Annotated in this window: 16 protein-coding genes; 7 read left to right on the top strand and 9 right to left on the bottom strand. The window is 66.9% G+C overall.

The window, feature by feature from the left end:
* Nucleotides 1-12 precede the first annotated feature (12 nt).
* Nucleotides 13-801, top strand: coding sequence for an alpha/beta hydrolase (locus tag A1D30_RS01365; RefSeq protein ID WP_063459015.1), 789 nt, complete (start codon nucleotides 13-15; stop codon nucleotides 799-801).
* On the opposite strand, the gene A1D30_RS01360 is transcribed toward A1D30_RS01365, so the two are convergent.
* Both A1D30_RS01360 and A1D30_RS01355 read right to left on the bottom strand, forming a co-directional pair.
* Nucleotides 788-2,155: an SPOR domain-containing protein gene (locus A1D30_RS01360; RefSeq protein ID WP_063459014.1), complete on the bottom strand. Its 1,368-nt coding sequence runs from the start codon at nucleotides 2,153-2,155 to the stop codon at nucleotides 788-790. The two genes, A1D30_RS01365 and A1D30_RS01360, sit on opposite strands and share 14 nt — an antisense overlap.
* Nucleotides 2,156-2,413: 258 nt before the next feature.
* Entirely contained in the window at nucleotides 2,414-3,520 is a 1,107-nt protein-coding gene (locus A1D30_RS01355) for a DUF533 domain-containing protein (protein ID WP_277922010.1), read from the bottom strand.
* A gap of 258 nt (nucleotides 3,521-3,778) precedes the next feature.
* Here A1D30_RS01355 and A1D30_RS01350 point away from each other — a divergent pair, with 258 nt between their 5' ends.
* Nucleotides 3,779-5,290: an AMP-binding protein gene (locus A1D30_RS01350; RefSeq protein ID WP_063459012.1), complete on the top strand. Its 1,512-nt coding sequence runs from the start codon at nucleotides 3,779-3,781 to the stop codon at nucleotides 5,288-5,290.
* A 43-nt stretch (nucleotides 5,291-5,333) separates the two neighbouring features.
* Here the strand turns inward: A1D30_RS01350 and A1D30_RS01345 are convergent, their stop codons facing one another.
* The gene (locus A1D30_RS01345) at nucleotides 5,334-5,960 is read right to left on the bottom strand and encodes a hypothetical protein (RefSeq protein ID WP_063459011.1); all 627 of its coding nucleotides are present in this window, start codon (nucleotides 5,958-5,960) and stop codon (nucleotides 5,334-5,336) included.
* 180 nt (nucleotides 5,961-6,140) lie between these two features.
* Between A1D30_RS01345 and A1D30_RS01340 the strand changes: the two genes are divergently transcribed.
* Nucleotides 6,141-6,788, top strand: coding sequence for a DsbA family oxidoreductase (locus A1D30_RS01340; protein ID WP_063459010.1), 648 nt, complete (start codon nucleotides 6,141-6,143; stop codon nucleotides 6,786-6,788).
* Nucleotides 6,789-6,908: 120 nt separating this feature from the next.
* Here A1D30_RS01340 and A1D30_RS01335 read toward each other — a convergent pair whose 3' ends face one another.
* The 3 genes from A1D30_RS01335 to cphA (A1D30_RS01325) form a co-directional block, all read right to left on the bottom strand.
* Nucleotides 6,909-7,370: a CreA family protein gene (locus A1D30_RS01335; protein ID WP_063459009.1), complete on the bottom strand. Its 462-nt coding sequence runs from the start codon at nucleotides 7,368-7,370 to the stop codon at nucleotides 6,909-6,911.
* Nucleotides 7,371-7,411: 41 nt separating this feature from the next.
* Nucleotides 7,412-9,991, bottom strand: coding sequence for a cyanophycin synthetase (cphA, locus tag A1D30_RS01330; protein ID WP_063459008.1), 2,580 nt, complete (start codon nucleotides 9,989-9,991; stop codon nucleotides 7,412-7,414).
* Nucleotides 9,992-10,085: 94 nt separating this feature from the next.
* The gene (gene cphA, locus A1D30_RS01325; protein WP_063459007.1) at nucleotides 10,086-12,278 is read right to left on the bottom strand and encodes a cyanophycin synthetase; all 2,193 of its coding nucleotides are present in this window, start codon (nucleotides 12,276-12,278) and stop codon (nucleotides 10,086-10,088) included.
* 241 nt (nucleotides 12,279-12,519) lie between these two features.
* Here cphA (A1D30_RS01325) and A1D30_RS01320 point away from each other — a divergent pair, with 241 nt between their 5' ends.
* From A1D30_RS01320 to A1D30_RS01310, 3 genes are all read left to right on the top strand, one after another.
* Nucleotides 12,520-14,826 carry an ABC transporter ATP-binding protein gene (locus A1D30_RS01320; RefSeq protein ID WP_063459006.1) on the top strand — a complete coding sequence of 769 codons (2,307 nt, stop codon included), beginning with the start codon at nucleotides 12,520-12,522 and terminating at the stop codon, nucleotides 14,824-14,826.
* 22 nt (nucleotides 14,827-14,848) lie between these two features.
* On the top strand, nucleotides 14,849-15,343 hold the full coding sequence (locus tag A1D30_RS01315; RefSeq protein ID WP_063459005.1) for a DUF1854 domain-containing protein: 495 nt from the start codon (nucleotides 14,849-14,851) through the stop codon (nucleotides 15,341-15,343).
* Nucleotides 15,344-15,692: 349 nt separating this feature from the next.
* Nucleotides 15,693-16,124 (top strand): hypothetical protein, encoded by a 432-nt coding sequence (locus tag A1D30_RS01310; protein ID WP_063459004.1) that lies wholly within the window; start codon nucleotides 15,693-15,695, stop codon nucleotides 16,122-16,124.
* 83 nt (nucleotides 16,125-16,207) lie between these two features.
* On the opposite strand, the gene A1D30_RS01305 is transcribed toward A1D30_RS01310, so the two are convergent.
* The 3 genes from A1D30_RS01305 to gspF form a co-directional block, all read right to left on the bottom strand.
* Nucleotides 16,208-16,519 (bottom strand): EF-hand domain-containing protein, encoded by a 312-nt coding sequence (locus A1D30_RS01305; RefSeq protein ID WP_063459171.1) that lies wholly within the window; start codon nucleotides 16,517-16,519, stop codon nucleotides 16,208-16,210.
* A 106-nt stretch (nucleotides 16,520-16,625) separates the two neighbouring features.
* Entirely contained in the window at nucleotides 16,626-17,561 is a 936-nt protein-coding gene (locus A1D30_RS01300) for a 5'-nucleotidase (protein ID WP_063459003.1), read from the bottom strand.
* A gap of 4 nt (nucleotides 17,562-17,565) precedes the next feature.
* On the bottom strand, nucleotides 17,566-18,798 hold the full coding sequence (gspF, locus tag A1D30_RS01295; RefSeq protein WP_063459002.1) for a type II secretion system inner membrane protein GspF: 1,233 nt from the start codon (nucleotides 18,796-18,798) through the stop codon (nucleotides 17,566-17,568).
* Between the two features lie 282 nt (nucleotides 18,799-19,080).
* On the opposite strand from gspF, the gene A1D30_RS01290 reads away from it, so the two are divergent.
* On the top strand, nucleotides 19,081-19,863 hold the full coding sequence (locus tag A1D30_RS01290; RefSeq protein WP_131798398.1) for a hypothetical protein: 783 nt from the start codon (nucleotides 19,081-19,083) through the stop codon (nucleotides 19,861-19,863).
* Nucleotides 19,864-19,868 lie beyond the last annotated feature (5 nt).

Genomic DNA, 19,868 nt, shown 5'->3' with positions numbered 1-19,868 from the left:
GAGCGCTGCACTATGCGCCAATGGATCCTGCTGCGCGGCCTGACCCGCGAAACCGCCCACTGGGGCGGGCTGGTGGCCGACCTGCAGCAGGCGCTGCCCGGCGATGCCGTGCTGGCGGTGGACCTGCCCGGCAACGGCTGCTGGCACCACAGGCCATCGCCCACCACGGTGCAGGGCATGGTACAGGCCTGCCGCGCCGACCTGGCGGCACGCGGGCTGGTGCCGCCTTACCACCTGCTGGCCATGTCGCTGGGCGCCATGGTGGCTGTGGAATGGGCGCAGGGGGCGCCACAGGAGGTCGCCAGCGGCGTGCTGGTCAACACCAGCCTGCGCCCGTTCAGCCCGTTCTACCACCGGCTGCGGCCGCAGAACTACGGCGCCCTGCTGCGCCTGGTGCTGTGGCCCCGACCGGCCGAAGCGGTGGAGCAGCAGGTGCTGGCGATGACCAGCAACCTGGCCGCAGCACGCGCCCCGGTGCTGGCGCACTGGGCCGCCGTGCGCAGGCAGCGGCCGGTGTCGGGCCGCAATGCGCTGCGCCAGCTGCTGGCTGCCGCGCGCTACCGGGCCCCGGCCACCGCCCCGCAGCCCCCTTTGCTGCTGCTGGCCAGCCGCCATGACCAGCTGGTGGCAAGCAGGTGTTCACAAGCGCTGGCCGCTGCCTGGAACCTGCCGCTGGTGATGCACCCCTTTGCGGGCCACGACCTGCCGCTGGACGACCCGGCCTGGGTGGTGGCGCAGGTGCTGCAGTGGGCAACACGCCCGCCGCACCCCTCGGGCGGCGCGCCGGTTAAGGCTGCTTGAACACCACGGCGTCCAGGGCCATGGCGCGGATGCTTTCTGCTGCCGCATCGGCCTGCGCGCGGCTGTCGTAGGGGCCCACACGCACACGGATGCGCCGCCCCTTGGCGCTGTCCAGCTCCTGGCGGAAGGCGGGCAGGCCCTCGTTCAGCAGCCGCGCCTGGGTCTTGCGCGCATTGGCTTCTTCGGCAAACAGGCCCACGTTGATGTAGTAGCCCGCCGCCGCGCCCACGGTGGGCAGCGGTTTGTCGGCCGCTGCTGTGGCTGATGCCGGTGCCTTGGGTTTGGTGGCGGCGCTGGCGCGGCTGGCGGCGGCCTCGCGCCGGGGGGCGGGTGTGCTGGCGGCCGAAGCAGCGGGGCTGGGGGTGGCCGATGCGCGGGCGGATGCTGCGGGTGTGGCCGTCTTGGCTGGTGCGGGAGCCGACGCGGCTGCCTTGCTGGCAGGGGCCGAAGCAGGCCGTGCTGACGGGGCGGGCTCGTCCGGTGGCGGTGTCACCCTGGCGGGCGGCGCTGTGGAAGCCGGGGCCCTGGGGGCTGCAGATGCCTTGGCTGCTGCCGGTGCTGGGGGCGGGGTTGATGCGGGTGCGGGTGCGGGTGCGGGATCGGGCCGCGACTCTGCCACAGGGGCTGGTTCGGGGGCCGCTTCGGGCATGGGGGCGGCCGTGGATGCAACCTGGCCCGCAGCCTGCGGGCGGGCCGGGGCCGGGGCCGATGCCGCTGGTGTGGTGGCCGCTGCGGTGGCCTGCGCCACGGTCACGGCGGGCTCCAGCGCCAGGGGCTTGGTGTCTGAAGGCGACCAGACCAGGTAGGCGATCAATGCGGCCACGCCCAGCGCCACGTTGGCCAGCACCACCATCTGCAGGCGCTTGCGCGAGCTGGCCTGCTTCTCCAGCAGCGCACAGGCCTCTGGCACGGTGCGCGATGCGGCCAGCGCGCGGGCGATGCGCTTGCGGATGTCGGCATACAGAATGGCATTGCCATACAGCCCTGGCACCGCAAAGGCCAGCACCGCAAACGCGCCCAGCACGCCCAGCTCCACGCCCGGCGGCCAGTTCAGAAATGACCGGCCAATGCCAAACACGATCAGCGCCAGCCCCTCGGCCGCTGCCACATACACCAGTGCAGCGCCCCAGAGCTGGCGGAACACCATCCAGTTCAGCGTGGCCAGGCAGGCGGCCCAGTTCCAGGTGGTGGTCGTGCGGCCGGTGCTGTCAAAGCGCTCGAAGACGGCCAGGTAGTAGTCGGTGTTGACGGGCCCCAGCGCCAGCCGGGACAGCGCGGTCATGGCGTTGTCGGACGGGGAGTCGAGCGACATGGCCGGAATGATGGAGGCGACAGGGTCCGTGTGGTCGAGCATGGGCCGATTCTGTCACGCGCCGCCGCGCGCGCCACCGGGGTTGGGCGCAAGGCGCCCCGCTGTTGCGGCCCCGCCGCACAGGGCGCCCGCCACCACACGCCGACCGTGCCCGCCGCCAGGCAGGTGCGGTGGGCGAGTGACCGGGGTTTCTATCCCGTTTCAGCGTTGGAATGTTGAAAAAATAGGCCGTTTCCGCGCATCCAGTATCGATTGTTTGCTATAAAAAATATAGCATTTAAGCCACGCGCACAGCCCCGTTCAGCCGCCCCGCACCATGGCCATGACCTTGGCCGCGTCCAGCGTGGCGGCCTTCTGCTGGATCTGCGGCAGGTACTGCGACTGCATCTGTTTGGCGGGCCCCAGCAGGTTCTGGAAGGTATCGCGCAGCATGGCCGAGCTCATCACGCGGCCCCCGGCGTAGTAGCGCTTGGCCACCTGGCCCAGTGCATAGGTGGTGGCAAACGAAAACGCCATGCCCGTTGCGGCGCCGCCCAGCCCACCGACCGTCCGGCCCGCCACCTTGCCCAGCAGGCCGCCCAGCAGCTTGCGGCCAAACTGCTCCAGGTACTGCGATGTCATGCCCACGCCCGCTGCGGCGATGAACTCCTTGATGTGGCCCTGGTCCAGCTCCACCCCGTGCGCCTTGCCAATGCCGTACACCATCTTCACCTGCAGCGGGATGATGGCCATCGACGCCCAGGACTGCGGCAGCAGCTCCAGCGCGCCGTTGAGCAGTGCGTAGTTGAGGATGGATTTGTCCAGCTCGGCATCGGCCGGGCCGGGGGGCGTGGCGGCGGTCGGGGCCGCTGCAGGGGCTGGTGCTGCAGCGGCGGCATAGGCCCCTGCGCCTGCCATGCCCGCCGCCCCCCAAGGCGTGGCCGAGGGGGCGGACTTCTCCACCACATCCACCAGCGCATCGGCATCCTGCTCAAACGCCGCCGTCTGCTGCGCGCCCAGCTGCAGCGCGGCCTTCAGCGTGGCCAGAAACTGCGCCTCGGCCGGCGTCTGCCGCCCATCCACATCACACACGCACACGGCCATCTCGTAAGCCAGCTGGCGGTGGGCCGGGTCGCTCAGCGCAGCGGCGGCGGCCTGCACGCTGGTGCGCTTGAGCAGCACATCCTGGTAGATGCGCGGCAGGTCGGCCATGCCGCTGTCGCCCGCGAGCGACTGGGCAATGCGGCGGATTTCTTCGCGCTCGGCGTCGTCCTTGGTGCCGTCTGCAAAAGCGGCCAGCAGGGCAATGGTGAGGATGGATTTTTGCTGTTCGGTGTTCATGCGGTGCGGGCCCGGAGGGCGGTGGGAAGAGTGGGAAGAAGCGGTTCTGCAGGCGGCGCAACGGCCGTTGTGTGCTGCGGGGCGGATGTTCCGGTCAGATGCAGTCTAGGCCGCAGGCTTTCAACGCCACAGCGTGTGGGGAATTGCCGGAATCTGGTAACCCGCTGTATCGCGCCCGCGCCGGGGGGCGCAGCCGATGCGGGTTTCTCCTTGCGTAGTTGATCGACTGTGCGCAGCCGCCAGGTTTGCATACAGTGGTTGCCTTGTTCCAAGAAGGAGACACGGCATGCGGCAGGCAGTGACAGGAAGTGGGGCGGGCCACCGTGCCCCGGCGCGGGGCACACCATGAACATCGCCCACCTGCTGCGCCGCAGCGCACAGCTCTACCCCGCCCAGCCCGCCGTGCTGCAGGGCGACCAGCTGCTGTTCACCTACCAGGCGCTGGGCGCCCGCACCGCCGCGCTGGCCGCCTGCCTGCGCGAGCGCCATGGCGTGTTGCCCGGCGACCGCGTGGCCATCTACGCCGCCAATGCGCCGGAATACCTGGAGGCCCTGCACGCCATCCTGTGGGCGGGCGCCGTCTCCGTGCCCGTCAACTACAAGCTGCATGCCAAGGAGCTGGCCTATGTGCTGACCGACTCCGGCGCGCGCATGGTGCTGGTGTCCGACGCTTTGTCGGCCGCTGCGCAAGAGGCCGGTGCCGACCCCGCCCACACGCTGGTGCTGGGCTCAGAGGCCTACCAGGCCGCCGTGTCGCACGCCCCCCTGCCCGTGTGCGACCGCGCGCCGGACGACCTCGCATCGCTGTTCTACACCTCGGGCACCACCGGCCGCCCCAAGGGTGTGATGCAGACCCACCGCAACCTGCTAGCCATGACGGCCTGCTACTTCACCGATGTGGACGACATCCTGCCCGGCGACGCCATGGTCTACGCCGCACCCATGTCGCACGGCGCGGGCCTCTACAACTACGCCCAGGTGCTGCGCGGCGGGCGGCATGTGGTGCCGCTGTCGGGCGGGTTCGAGCCTGCCGAGCTGGTACAGCTCGCGGCCAGCGTGGGCCAGCTCACGCTGTTTGCTGCACCCACCATGGTCCACCGCCTGGTGGACCATGTGCGCGCCACGGGCGCCGATGTGAGCGGCTTCAAGACCATCGTCTACGGCGGCGGCCCCATGTACGCCGACGACCTGCGCAACGCCCTGGCCGTGATGGGCAACCGCTTTGTACAAATCTACGGCCAGGGCGAAAGCCCCATGACCATCACCGCCCTGCAGCGCGCCCAGCTGGCCGACCGCGACCACCCGCGCTGGGCCGAGCGCATGGTGTCCGTCGGCGTGGCGCAGTCGCTGGTGGAAGTGCGTGTGGTCGATGCCCAAGGCCAGCCCCTGCCCCCGGGCGAAACCGGCGAGGTGGTGGTGCGCGGCGACACCGTGATGCCCGGCTACTGGAACAACCCTGAGGCCACGGCGCAGACGCTGCGCGATGGCTGGCTCTACACCAGCGACATGGGCGCGCTGGATGCCGATGGTTTCCTCACGCTCAAGGACCGTTCCAAGGACGTGATCATCTCCGGCGGCAGCAACATCTACCCGCGCGAGGTGGAAGAGGTGCTGCTGCTCCACCCTCGGGTGCGCGAGGTCGCCGTGGTGGGCCAGCGCGATGCGGAATGGGGCGAGGTGGTGGTGGCCTACCTGGTGGCAGGTGAGGGTGGCGCGGTGGAGGATGCGGCGCTGGATGCCCTGTGCCTGGAGCACATTGCGCGGTTCAAGCGGCCCAAAGAATACCGGTGGGTGGAGGGGTTGCCGAAGAATGCCTATGGGAAGGTGTTGAAGACGGAGTTAAGGGAGATGGAGTAACAGTAATGCTTTTCCCCGTTCTATGAATCTATCGTCGATGGCATCAGGCTGGATTCAGGAGCAGCGCAATTTTCTCGTCAAATTGGTCGAGCGGACAGGGTAGGCCTATCTCGGCATAGAAGTTTTTGATGAATGCCACGGAGGACTGAACTGCCCAATACGCGAAACTTGCAGACGCCCAGCTGCGTGGAAAGAGCAGCTCATTCGGCAGGAACGGTGAAGGCTGGAATCTGTGCTGTAGCCGTCTAGAAAGCTTCTCGTGCGATTGTTGTTCGCCGAACCACTCGGGCCGAAAGTGAACAACGGAGTTGCGCAGCTTGATAAGTGCGTCTGCGTTTTGCACCGCAGATGAGCCGAAGTCGAGTCTCTTTTCAGCCCTAATGGCGAGTGCTAGCGAGTACTTCTTCAGCACTGATTCTCGGTCGATGAGCGTGGAAATTTCTGCAGCTGCCGCAGGGCTTAGAGAATCTCCGAGGATCGATCCCTCGAAGTACATCTCGTTGGCGTAACTCTCGAGTGAAGCGACGGTTAAGGTCGCTACGGCTAGTGAGTTGTGGAGAATCTCTTCCCAGAATCCACCGAATGGTTGCCCTGAGTTTTCTTGCTCAAGTTCATAGGTCCTCGCGGCGAAGCGACATGCTGCAAGAAGGTGATGCAAAGCGAGGTTCATCCTCGTTCTCCCTGTGCCAGTGGCAGTGAAAGGGAGAAATGCGTGATTGAGTGACTCTGACATGATCAACTTATATCCTTGTTCTAGGATTCGGAATTGGTAATTCGTCGTTCAAGCCAGAGCTCACGGTTAATCTGCCGCGCATACCATTCAGTCTTGTCGCTCCTAGGACCCCCTCCCATGACAACCACCCTCAAAATCGATTTCGTCTCCGATGTCTCCTGCCCCTGGTGCATCATCGGCCTCAACGCGCTGGAGCAGGCGGCGGATCGGCTGCAGGGCGACGTTGCGCTGGACCTGCACTTCCAGCCGTTCGAGTTGAACCCGCAGATGGCGCCCGAGGGCCAGGACATCGGCGAGCACCTGCAAGAAAAGTACGGCGCCACGCCCGAGCAGAGCCAGAAGAACCGCGAGGCCATCGCGGCGCGCGGGGCGGCGCTGGGGTTCACCTTCAGCATGGACAAGCGCAGCCGCATCTACAACACCTTCGACGCGCACCGGCTGCTGCACTGGGCCGAAGAAAAGGGCGTGCAGCCTGCGCTGAAGAAGGCGCTGTTCAAGGCGTATTTCACCGACGGGCAGGACCCGAGCAACCACGAGGTGCTGGTGCGTGTGGCGGGCGAGGTGGGGCTGGATGTGGCCGAAGCGCGTGCGCTGCTGGCCTCCGGCCGCTACGCCGACGAGGTGCGCGAGCGCGAGCAGTTCTATCTGCAAAACGGCATCCACTCGGTGCCCGCGATCATCATCAACGAGCGCCACCTGATCCAGGGCGGGCAACCGGTGGAGGTGTTTGAACAGGCGCTGCGGCAGATTGCGGCGCAGGGTTGATGCTATATATTTAATAGCTTATAAGGCATGATGGACGCACGGTGGGGGCTGTTTTTTCTCATAAAAAGGGGCCAATGGCCCCTTGTTTGATGGCGAGTCTTGCCTCCGCCCCGCGTTGCCTTACTTGCGCAGCGGGATGGCCGTGGCGCGGTCCACCGGCACGGCGGTCACGCTGTTTTGCGGCGAGCCGTCGATGAGCTTTTCGGAGTAGGTGAGGTAGACCAGCGTGTTGCGCTGCGCGTCCACCATGCGCACGATGCGCAGGCGTTTGAACAGGATGGACATGCGTTCGCTGAACACTTCTTCCTGCTGCTTGAGTGGCGCAGGAACGTGGATGGGGCCGACCTGGCGGCAGGCGATCGATGCCTCGGCACGGTCTTCGGCCAGGCCCAGCGTGCCCTTAATGCCACCCACGCGGGCGCGCGAGACGTAGCAGGTCACGCCCTGCACGGCAGGGTCGTCGTAGGCCTCGACGATGATGTCGTGGTCGCGGCCGATCCACTGGAAGGCGGTGTCCACCGTGCCGATCTTTTCGCCCGATGCCGCCTGCGCTGCGCCGCCGGTGAGGGCGGCAAGCGTCATAACGACAGTGGCGGTGGTGGCTGCCAGCGTGTGTGCAGTCTTCACGCGGTGGCCTCGCCTTCGGTGCAGCGCTGGGCCAGGTGGGCCAGGGCTTCTTCGACCTGGTCCACCAGCACCAGGCACAGGTCGCCCGGTTGCAGGCGGGCCAGCGCGGTGTCGATGGCGATGAACTCGCCACGGATTTCTTCCACATGCGTGGTGCGGGGCGCACCGGCCAGTCCTTCACGCAGCAGGGCCATCACTTCGCCATCGGCACGGCCGCGCTGGGCGGCATCCTGGTACAGGATCACGTCGTCAAACGCGGCGCCCAGGATCACGGTTTGCTCGCGGATGTCTTCGTCGCGCCGGTCGCCAGCGCCGCTGATGACCACGCTGCGGCGCTTGCCCGGCAGTGCGTCCACGGCCTGCACCAGGGCGCGCATGGCGTCGGGGTTGTGGCCATAGTCGGCGATCACGGTGGCACCGCGATAGTCCATGATGTTGAAGCGGCCGGGCGCGTTGTCGCTGTCGTTCACAAAGCCCGACAGGCCTCGGCGGATGGTCTGCCAGGGCATGCCCACGCCCCATGCTGCGGCCACAGAGGCCATGACGTTCTCGACCTGGAAGCCGATCTTGCCGTTGCGCGTGATGGGCACGTCGCGCAGGTGGATGGTCTCGCGCCACGAGCCTTCGGAGGCCACGATGGAGTCGCCATCCACGTACACGGTGCGGTGGCCCTGGGCGCGGTGCGTGACCATCACGGGGTGGTGGCGGTCGCTGGCGAAGTAGATCACCTTGCCCGGGCAGGCCGAGGCCATGGCGGCCACGATGGGGTCGGCCGCGTTGAGCACGGCGTAGCCCGTGGGGGCCACGTTCTGCACGATCACGCGCTTGAGCACGGCCAGGTCTTCCACCGTGGTGATGTAGTTCAGGCCCAGGTGGTCGCCCGCGCCGATGTTGGTGACCACGGCCACTTGGCAGCGGTCAAAACCCAGGCCTTCGCGCAGGATGCCGCCGCGTGCGGTCTCGAACACGGCAGCGTCCACCTCGGGGTGGAGCAGCACGTTGCGGGCGCTCTTGGGGCCGCTGCAGTCGCCGCTGTCGATCTGGCGGCCGTTCACGTATACGCCGTCGGTGTTGGTCATGCCCACGCGCAGGCCCTGGGCCGTGAACAGGTGCGCAATCAGGCGCGCCGTGGTGGTCTTGCCGTTGGTGCCGGTCACGGCCACGGTGGGGATGCGGCCGTCGTCGCCGTGGGCGTACAGCTTGTCCACCATGGCCTGGCCCACGTTGCGGGGTTTGCCGTAGCTGGGTGCCAGGTGCATGCGCAGGCCGGGGGCGGCGTTCACTTCGACAAAGCCGCCGCCTTGTTCTTCGAGCGGGCGCAGCACGGTCTCGGCCACCATGTCCACGCCGCAGATGTGCAGGCCCACCATCTGGGCAGCCGCCACGGCGCGGGCGGCCACTTCGGGGTGCACGTCGTCGGTCACGTCGGTGGCGGTGCCGCCGGTGGACAGGTTGGCGTTGTTGCGCAGGATGACGCGCTGGCCTTTCTCGGGCACCGAGTCGGGCGTGAGGCCTTGCATTGCCAGGCGGGCCACGGCGATGTCATCAAGGCGGATCTTGGTGAGCGAGGTGGCGTGGCCTTCGCCACGGCGGGGGTCCTGGTTGACCACCTCCACCAGCTGGCGCACGGTGTGTTCGCCGTCGCCCAGCACCTGGGGCGGCTCGCGGCGCGCGGCGGCCACCAGCTGGTCGCCCACCACCAGCAGGCGGAAGTCGTGGCCGGGCAAGAAGCGCTCGACCATCACGGTGCCGTAGTCGGCGGCGTTCTTGTAGGCCTCTTCGAGCTGGGCGCGATCGGTGATGTTGACGGTAACGCCCTTGCCCTGGTTGCCGTCTTGCGGCTTGACCACCACGGGCAGGCCGACCTTGAGGGCGACTTCCCAGGCTTCGTCCACGCTCTCGACCGGCTTGCCCAGGGGCACGGGCACACCGGCGGCGTGCAGCAGGCGCTTGGTCAGGTCCTTGTCCTGGCCGATGGATTCGGCCACGGCGCTGGTCGAATCGACCTCGGCCGCCTGGATGCGGCGCTGCTTGGAGCCCCAGCCAAACTGCACCATGCTGCCGCGCGTGAGGCGGCGGTAGGGGATGCCCCGGGCCACGGCGGCTTCGACGATGGAGCCCGTGCTGGGGCCCAGGCGCTCGTCTTCGTCCAGCTCGCGCAGCTCGGCGATCACGGCGTTGGCATCAAAGCTGCCATTGCCCAGCGCGGCTTCGATGAGCTGCTGCGCGTATTCAAATGCCTTGCGGCCCACAGCCTCTTCGCTGTATTCGACGACCACCTGGTACACCCCCACATCGCTGGTGGCGGTGGTGCGCGCAAAGGTCACCGGGCAGCCTGCCTGGGCCTGCAGGGCAAGCGCAGCGGTTTGCAGCACATGGGCCAGCGAGACATCGCCGCCACCGGTTTCGGGGTGCAGCGCACCAATGGCGGGGAACAGGGCGCGCAGGCGGGCTTCAAACCCGGCCATCTGGCCCACGGCACGCTCGGTTTCCGAACAGGCCACCACGGCTTCGATGGCCATGTGGCGGCTCCAGAGGTTGGGGCCACGCAGGGCCCGGGTGCGGGATACATCCATGGGGTTTCTTTCAGTAGTCGTCGGGGCTCGCGGGCCGCGTTCCAGTCGAATGCGTGTGTGGCTGTGTCAATGGGGCTGTGGGGCTATCAAGCTTTCAGGCGGGCAGCTCGGGCTCGAAGGTCTTGATGCCCGCGCCGATCAGGTCGGGGGCAATGTCCAGCGCCCAGGCGGTACCCACGGCGGCCAGCAAGGCCTCGGTGTCGGGCACCACGGCGTTGCGGCCGAAGGTGAGGTCCGACAGGGCCCCCAGCACATGCTCGGCACTGCCGGTGGCCAGCACCACGCGGCCGTTTTTCACGAAGACGGCGCGGCCGTTGTCCTTGGCGCGGTGGTCCACGATGGCGGGCAGCGTGCCGTCCTGTGCATACAGCACCACGTCGCCGTCGGACAGCGGGGCCAGGTCGGCCACCTGGGCGATGGCGGCATTGAGCACGGCAGCGCCTTCGGCCAGCACCACGTCCACCTGGGTGCGCATCACCTTGGTCATCTGGTCCTGCTCGTGCACGTCAAACTCGGCCAGCGTTTCCACGCCGTCCATGTCGGTCACCACGCCCACCTGGCAGCGGTCGTAGGCCAAGCCGTCGCGCAGGATGGTGCGGGCGTCGCTTTCGATCACGGCGGCCTGCACCATCTTGTTCATCAGCAGGCGGTGGGCGGCTTCCCAATGGGCGCAGTCGGTGGCTTCCACACGGCGGCGGTCCAGGAACAGGCCGTCGCGGCAGGCCAGGCCGGTGTGGTGGCCGCTCAGGTGCAGCAGCCAGGCCACCACGCGCGAGATGGTGGCGGTGTTGCGGGTGCCCGCCACGCCCACCAGGGGGATGCGGCCAACGGGGCCCTCATCGTCGCCTTCGGAGGAGGGGAACAGATGCTCGGCAATCGCCTGGCCCACGGGGCGGGGCGCGCCCACGGCGGGCTTGAGGTGCATCAGCAGGCCCGGGCCAGCATTCACTTCGACAATCGCGCCGCCCTGGGTGTGCAGGGGCTTCCCGATGTCGCGCGCCACCATGTCGATGCCCGCGATGTCCAGGCCCACGACCTTGGCGGCCAGTTGGGCGATGTAGGCCACCTCGGGGTGCACATCGTCCGTGCAGTCCACGGCCACGTTGCCATTGCGCTGCACCACCACCTGGCGGCCCGCAGCGGGGACGGAGTCGGCGGCCAGGTCCTGGCGCTTGAGTTCGAGCTGCACCTTGGTGTCGGTGGCCAGGTCGATGATTTCGAGCGGGTACTCTTCTTCGTAGCCCCGGCGCGGGTCGGAGTTGAGCTGGCTGTCGATGAGTTCCTTGACGGTGTTGCGGCCATTGCCGGTGATGCTGACCACCTCGCCGCGCGCAGCCGCCACCACCTTGCCGCCCACCACCAGGATGCGGTGCTCGTCGCCGGGGATGAAGCGCTCGACCATCACGTCGCTGCCCTCGGGGTAGGCCACGTGGTAGGCGGCCTCAATGTCTTCCTGCTTGCGCAAATCCAGCGTCACGCCCCGGCCGTGGTTGCCGTCGGAGGGTTTGATCACCACGGGCAGGCCGATGTCCTGCGCGGCTTCCCAGGCTTCTGCGGGGCTGTTGACCACCTGGCCTTCGGGAATGGGCACGCCGCAGGATTGGAGAAGGCTCTTGGTCAGATCCTTGTCGCTGGCGATGCCTTCGGCGATGGCGCTGGTGAACTCGGTCTCGGCCGTCCAGATGCGGCGCTGGCTGGCTCCGTAGCCTAGCTGCACCAGGTTGCCGTCGTTCAGGCGGATGTGGGGGATGCCCCGGTCGGTGGCGGCGGTGACGATGCAGGCGGTGCTGGGGCCAAGGTACTGGTCGTCCACCTCGGTGCGCACGCGGGCCACGGCGGCGGCCACGTCAAAAGGCTGGTCGTTGATGGCCGCCATGATGAGCGCATGGCCCTGGGCCAGCGCCACGCGGGCCACGCTTTCGTCGCGGGCGCGGAACACCATGCGGTACACGCCACGCTGAGAGGTAGAGCGCGTCTGGCCAAAGCCGGTGGGCATGCCCGCCAGGTTGAGCAGTTCAATGACGATGTGCTCCAGCACATGGCCGCACCAGGTGCCTTCCTGCAGGCGCTGCAAGAAGCCGCCGCGCTCGCCCACGCCGCAGTGGTGTTCGATCAGCGCGGGCAGCCACGTGGTGAGGCGGTCATTGAAGCCGGGAAGGGTGTTGGAGGGGTAGTCCTCCAGCTCGCCCAGGTCCAGCCAGACTTCCAGGACCGGCCGGTAGGTCCAGATATTCGGGCCCCGCAGGTAGTTGATGCGAAGCAGTTGGATGTCGTTGAGTTTCGCCATGGATTGCAGCGGGTGTGTTTCCGGCCTTGTGAGGGCTTTGCGTGGAAAAAGGGGACGAAGGGGGACTTTGTTGGACGATGATTGTGCGCCAGCCCGGGGCCTGTTCGCAGTGTCAGCCAAATGGCTGCCGCAGACGTTACAGGAGGATGCCGTCGCACCGTGGCGTGCAGTATCGGTGAGAATTCCCGCTTTCGCGAGTTCGGCCACCGCAGGCTGCCGGTGGCGGAAAACCCAACCAAAAATGCAACATCACCATTCTGTGGACGCCTCGGGTGTCTTTTCTGGCCCCGTGGGGGGCGAATTGCGGGCCATGCTCGCTTCCAAAGAGAACGTGCTGGCTGCGTTACAGGTTGACCTGAGCACCGCGCTGCGGTTTGCAACCGGCTGGGTGGTGGTGACGTCCGAGCGTCTGCTGGCCTGCGAGCCCGGCACCACGGCCTGGCGCAGCTGGCCGCTGGGCGACGGCCTGGCCCTGCGCCTGCACGACCACGGCGGGGTGGGCTCGCTCGAACTGCACGCCCCCCAGGAGCGCCTGGCGCTGTGGCGTTTCACGCTGGCGCACCACGCCCAGGCCCTGCGCCTGGTGCAGCGGTTCGATCAGCAAGTGGCCCGGGGCGGGAATGCCGCCGAAGACGAAGACGACGAGCCCGCCTGCCCCACCTGCCACACCCCCCTGCCGCCCGACACCGAAGAGTGCCCCGCCTGCGCCCGCGCCCAGCCGCTGCAGACATCCACCTGGGTGCTGCTGCGCCTGTGGCGTTTTGCCCGGCCTTACCGCAAGCAGCTGGCCACCGGGTTTGCGCTCACCCTGGCCTCCACGGCGGCCACGCTGGTGCCGCCCTACCTCACCATCCCGCTGATGGACGACATCCTGATCCCGTTCCAGAACGGGCAGAAGATCGAGCCAGGCCTGGTCATGCTCTACCTGAGCGGCCTGCTGCTGTCGGCCCTGGCCGCTTGGGGCCTCTCCTGGGCGCGCACCTACATATTGGCGCTGGTCTCCGAGCGCATCGGCGCCGACCTGCGCACCACCACCTACGAACACTTGCTGCGGCTGTCGCTCGACTACTTTGGCGGCAAGCGCACCGGCGACCTGATGGCGCGCATCGGCTCGGAGACGGACCGCATCAACGTTTTCCTTTCGTTGCATGCCCTGGACTTCGTGACCGACGTGCTCATGATCATGATGACGGCGGCCATCCTGTTCTCCATCAATCCGTGGCTGGCGCTCGTCACCCTGGTGCCGCTGCCCTTCATCGGCTGGATGATCCACACCGTGCGCGACCGCCTGCGCACCGGGTTTGAAAAGATCGACCGCGTGTGGTCCGAGGTGACCAATGTGCTGGCCGACACCATCCCCGGCATCCGCGTGGTGAAGGCCTTTGCGCAAGAGAAGCGCGAGGCCCAGCGTTTCCGTGACGCCAACCAGCACAACCTGGAAGTCAACGACAAGCTCAACAAGACCTGGAGCCTGTTCACCCCCACAGTGTCGCTGCTGACTGAAATCGGCCTGCTGGTGGTCTGGGCGTTCGGCATCTGGCTGGTGTCACGCAACCAGATCACGGTGGGGGTGCTCACCGCCTTCATCGCCTACATCGGGCGGTTCTATGGGCGTCTGGATTCGATGAGCCGCATCGTCTCGGTCACGCAGAAGGCCGCTGCCGGGGCCAAGCGCATCTTCGACATCCTGGACCACGTGAGCAACGTGCCCGACCCGGCCCAGCCCGTGAAGGTGGACAAGGTGCAGGGCGCCATCAGCATGCAGGGTGTGGGCTTCCGCTACGGCAGCCGCGCGGTCATCAAGGGGCTCCACCTCGACATCCGCCCCGGCGAGATGATCGGCCTGGTGGGCCACAGCGGCTCGGGCAAGAGCACGCTGGTCAACCTGATCAGCCGCTTTTACGACGTGAGCGACGGCTCCATCCAGGTGGATGGCATCGACATCCGCCGCTTTGCCGTGGCCGACTACCGCCGCCACATCGGCCTGGTGCTGCAGGAGCCCTTCCTGTTCTTCGGCACCATCGCCGAGAACATCGCCTACGGCAAGCCCGAAGCGACGCGCGAGGAGATCGTGGCCGCCGCCCGAGCCGCGCATGCGCACGAGTTCATCCTGCGCCTGCCGCACGGCTACGACTCGCTGGTGGGCGAGCGCGGCCAGGGCCTGTCGGGCGGCGAACGCCAGCGCATCAGCATTGCACGGGCGCTCTTGATTGACCCGCGCATCCTGATCCTGGACGAGGCGACCTCGGCCGTGGACACCGAGACCGAGAAGGAAATCCAGAAGGCGCTCGACAACCTGGTGCAGGGCCGTACCACGATTGCGATTGCCCACCGCCTGTCCACCCTGCGCAAGGCTGACCGCCTGGTGGTGATGGACCGGGGCGAGGTGGTGGAAGTGGGGCCCCACGACGAACTCATGGAAAAGCAGGGCGCCTACTGGCGGCTCTACGAAGCCCAGGCGCGCCGCGCCGAAGAAGACGCCCAGGCCGCAGGGGTCATCATCGACAGCAGCCTGCTGCATCCGGCCCACCCTGCGGGCAATCCTTGAACCCGTTGTGAGCGACCTTGCCATGAACGCACCCCTGACCCCGTCGTCTGCGCCTGCCTTTCAGCTGGCGCGCAACCCCCATGGCCGCCTGGTTCTGACGCTGCCTGACGGCACGGCGCATGAAGGCGTCACCCCTGTGCGTGCTTTTCCCATCGCCGCGCCTGGCGAGGGGCTGTCTTTGGTGGGCTCGGATGGCCACGAGTTGTTGTGGATTCCGCATGTGGACCAGGTAGCGGGCCCGGCCCGGCAACTCATCGACGAGGAGCTGGCGGTGCGCGAGTTTGTGCCTACTATCGAAAAAATCGTTGCTGTGTCGAGCTTTTCCACGCCCAGCACCTGGCAGGTGGAGACTGACCGGGGTCCGGCCAGCCTGGTCCTCAAGGCCGAAGAAGACATCCGCCGCCTGGGCGGGCGCACCCGGCTGCTGATCGCCGGGGGCGACGGCATGCAGTTCCGCGTCAAGGACACCACCGCGCTGGACCGGCACTCGCGCAAGCTGCTGGAACGTTTTCTCTGACCGGCTCGGGGCCCCGCAGCCCCAGCCGAGGCCTCTCTTTTTCTCTTTTTCGGTGCGCTGAACGCCTCCGGGCGCCTTTGGGCGCCCCTTGGCGCATGGCCAACACGCACAAAAACCACAGGCTGGCCTGGTGGTTGTGATCGCCTGTGCGCTCAATCCGTGTTTTCAGTCCACATCAGGCTGGTGCGTGGCTTGAACCCCTGCCGAAATCTAGGTAAAAACCCTTGTTTTGGGCCAATCGGTGAAAAAGACCTAAATTTCCCCTTCTTTTTGCCGTTATGAATTACGAAGACGGCGGAAAACCCTCTGCACGCCAAGACACATTCATTCACCATCCGGGGCCACTGCCATGCAAATGCCACCTGTCGATCGATCGCCGAGTTGGCGTCCTCAGGGCGCTGATTTGTATTCCACTGGCGCCTCCGGCGCGCCGCCGGTGCGGCCCATCAATGCGCCCAACCCGGTGGAATCCATGGACCGCCTGGGCGAGGGCGCCGTCGTGCGCGAGCCCGACAAGCCGTCTGCCCCGGACACCGCCAACCGGGACTGGACCGAGGTCAAGAAGAAAGAAACGGTAGAAGAACCGCCCGAGCCGCCCAAGGAGCCCATCTACAAGCAGCTGCTGGAACTGATCCAGTCGATGTGGCGGGCCAGTGGCACGGCGGTGGAGGTGGCGCAGGACATCAACAAGATGACCCTGCAGGAGCGCATGGCGCAGCAGGTCAAGAACGAGCCACTTACCTATTCAGATCCCAAGGTCAAGCGCACCGGCGGGTTGTGAGATTTGCTATAAAAACAATAGCTATAAGGGATTGATGGACGCGCGGTAGCGGCCAATTTTGCTTGTATTTTTTCGCTGTGGCTTCACGGCCGGGGCGATGAGGCGGTACCTGCCGCCTGGGCGGCGGCCCGCTGCTGGTCCCGCTGCTCCCGGTATTTGGCGGCAAAGGCCCGCACTTCCTCGTACGACACATAACCGTCCTTGTCGGTGTCCGCGTCATCGAACGCGGCCGCGAGCCGGGGGAACAATTGCACCTCGGTGCGGCTGAGCTTGCCGTCGCCGTTGAAGTCCAGCATCTTGAAATCACGCAAGGCCTTGGCTTCGCCTTTGGTGGGCGCGGGCTGTTGTGTGTCGGCGTCAGGCGCCTGCGCCCAGGCTGTGCTGCAGGCTGCGATCCAGAGGGAGAGGGCGGCCACGCAGGCCCGGGGGGTGGGGATGTGCAAAACGGGGCTCCTTGAATGCGGGTGGTGGCCCGACCCTGACAGACCGCGAACCGGGCGGTCAGTTCCCGGCAGCCCGCACCGGCGCCATGTTCGAGATACCGCTGCTGACATGCCCGGCGGGCACATGGCGCGCGGCCGAGGCCACATGGCCCGTCTGGTCGTCAAAGAAGAAGTCGGGCTCGAACTCACGCAGGAACTCGCCCTTGGGCAGCCCGCCCAGGAACATGGCCTCGTCCACGTTGATGTCCCAGTCCATCAGCGTACGGATCGCACGCTCATGCGCTGGCGCGCTGCGCGCCGTGACCAGGGCCGTGCGGATGCGCATGCCCGTGGTGCTGCCCGCCTCCCCGGCGGACTGCAGCCGGTGCAGGGCGGCCAGCAGGGGCTTGAAGGGGCCGTCGGGCAGCGGCAGGGCGGCCTTGTCGGTCTCGTGCTGCTGAAAAGCCGCCAGACCTTCGGCCTGGTACACGCGCTCGGCCTCGTCGGAGAACAGCACGGCGTCGCCGTCGAACGCGATGCGCACTTCGGCGGGGTTGGCGTCACCCGCCTGCATGGATTCGGTCACCACCCGCGCCGCCGGGTAGCCCAGGTGCAGGGCCTCGCGCACATCGGCCTCGTTGGCCGACAGGAACAGGTGGGCGCCCAGCGGCCGCAGGTACCGGAACGGATCGCGCCCCTGCGTGAACACCCCGCGCTGGATGGTGGGCAGGCCGTGCGCGTGGCACGAGCGGAACACGCGCATGCCGCTGACCGGGTCGTTGCGCGAGAGCAGCACCACCTCCACACGCTGGTGCTCGGGCGTGTTGAACGCAAGCAGCTTGCGCACCAGCGAGAACGCCACGCCCGGCGCGGCGGGCACATCCAGCCGCTGGCGCTGCAGGTCCACATAGGCGCGGTCGTTGTCTTTCTCGAAAACGCGGTTCTCTTCCTCAAAATTGAACAGCGCGCGCGAGGAGATCGCCACCACCAGCTTGTCGTCCAAGGTCACGGCCATAAGGTCACTTCACAAACTGGTTGAGCTGAATGATGGGCAGCAGCACGGCCAGCACGATCAGCATCACGATGCCGCCCATGCCCACGATGAGCAGCGGCTCCAGGATGGTGGCGAGCGCCATGGCGCGGCGTTGCACTTCGGTCGAGAGCTGGCGCGCAGCGCGCTGCAGCATCACGGGCAGCTGGCCGGTTTGTTCGCCCAGGCGCGCGAACATCGACAGCAGGCCGGGGAAGCGTTTCTTCTGCGCCAGCGCCGAGGCCAGCGGGGCGCCCTCGCGCACCAGCACCAGGGCATCGAGCGCATCGGCGCGCAGGGCGCGGTTGCTCAGGGTTTCGGCGGCGGCCTGCAGGGCCTTGAGGATGGGCACGCCCGCGCCCGAGAGCATGGCCAGCGTGCCTGCAAAGCGCGCCGCGTTGTAGCCCCGCGCCAGCTTGCCCACCAGCGGCAGTTTCAGCCAGGCGGCATCGAACTTTTCGCGCACGGGGTCGATGGCCAGCGCCCACCGGGCTCCGACGGCGGCCAGCACTGCGGCCACCAGCATCACCCAGCCATAGTTGCGCACAAACGCGCTCAGGCCCAGCATGGCCACCGTCAGGAAGGGCAGGGCCCGCTTGGTGCCCGCAAACACGCTGGCCACCTGCGGCACCACATAGCCCACCAGGAACAGCACGATGGCAATCGCCACCAGCGTGACGATGGCTGGGTAGAGCGCTGCGCCCACCAGCTTGGCCTTGAGCGCCTGCCGTTCTTCCAGGTCGTCGGCCAGGCGCTCCAGCACCAGGCCCAGGTTGCCGCTGTGCTCGCCCGCACCGATCACGGCGCAGTAGATGTCGGAAAACTCACGCGGGTGCTGCGACAAGGCGCGGGCAAACGTGGCGCCGGCATTGACCTCGGCGCGCAGTGCGGCCACCAGGTGGCGCTGGCGTTCGTCGTCGGCTTCTTCGGACAGCGCCGTGAGCGCCCGCTCCAGCGGCAGGCCCGACGACACCAGCCCGGCGATCTGCCGCGTCCAGATGGCCAGCGCGGTGGCGCTGAACACGGGCCGCGTGAGCAGGCGCTGGCCCAGGCTGGCAGCGCGACCATCCTGCGACTGACCGGTTTGCACCGGATCCACTGCCAGCGGCACCAGGGCCTGCGCCCGCAGCAGGCTGCGTGCCGCCTTGGCGGTATCGGCCTCCATGAGGCCCTTGCGGGTCTGGCCCTGGGCGTCCAGGGCTTCAAAGGAAAAAGCGGGCATGCGGGCGTGGGCGGTAGGGCAACAACAACCCGCCATGGTAGCGGCTGGCGGCACCTTGGCGCGCGGTCAGCTTGGTTTGGCGCGTGGGGAGTGCTTCTGGCATGTTTCTGGGCGAAGGGCTTTTCTGGCTTCCTTGATGTAGCGCGGGTGAAACGGCAAACATATGGCGTGCAATCCATTGCTGTTCTACGGGTGGCACGTGCGCTTAAGATGTGGCGGGAAATTAGGAGGGGGTGGGTGCCATGGCGCCAATCCCCGGCATTCATTCACGAAGGAGAAGAAATGAACAAGATGATCACCCTGGGAGGGTTGTTTGCCGCTGTGGCCTTGTCTGGTTGCGGTGGAAGCGGAGATGATGCAGCCCCTCCACCCGCCAAACCGCCAGCAACCGTCGTCTCGGGCGCAGAAGGCCTTTGGACTGGACAGACCCCTGATGCCATCGCCTTGAGTGTGCAAGGTGTCGTGCTGGAGAACGGCGAGACTTGGAATATTGTGAGTGCCGTAGACGGCACGGTTGTGGGCTTTTCACAAGGCAACATCCAGGCGTCGGCCCCAGATGCCATCACGGGCACAGGCCGCTATCTCAACGTAGTGGATCAAGCCCATCTGACCGATCGCAAAATCGAGTCTGTGAGCTACTTTGGCCGGTATGCCGTGCGGGACTCGATCCAGGTCACCGCCTCCAATGGCTGGAAGTACTCTGGCAACTACGGTGTTCGGTATGAGCAACCTGCTGCCGTGAGTGAGTTGCTGGGCACCTATGTGGGCACTGGCATCGGTAACCAGGTGAGTGCACCCCTGATCTCGTTGTCTGTTACCACGGGTGGACTGGTTTCGACGACCTCCTACCCGGGCTGCTCTGTTCGTGGGACCCTCGTTCCACGCGCCAGCGGCCGGAATGTGTTTGACTTGCCGATGACTTTTGATGGGACCACTTGCCCGGTGGCCAATGGCTCTGTTGTCAATCACGTCGTTTTGTACAACAACACCAGCCGATCCATCCTGATCATGGGGCAGAGTGTGAGCAAGGAACAGACCTACATCTACACAGGGCTGAAGAGCTAGGTCTT

Source organism: Acidovorax sp. GW101-3H11, from assembly GCF_001633105.1.
In the GTDB taxonomy this organism is placed as follows: Bacteria; Pseudomonadota; Gammaproteobacteria; order Burkholderiales; family Burkholderiaceae_C; genus Acidovorax.
Note: the sequence above shows the minus strand (reverse complement) of the source record. Positions and strands in the feature narration are given on the sequence as shown.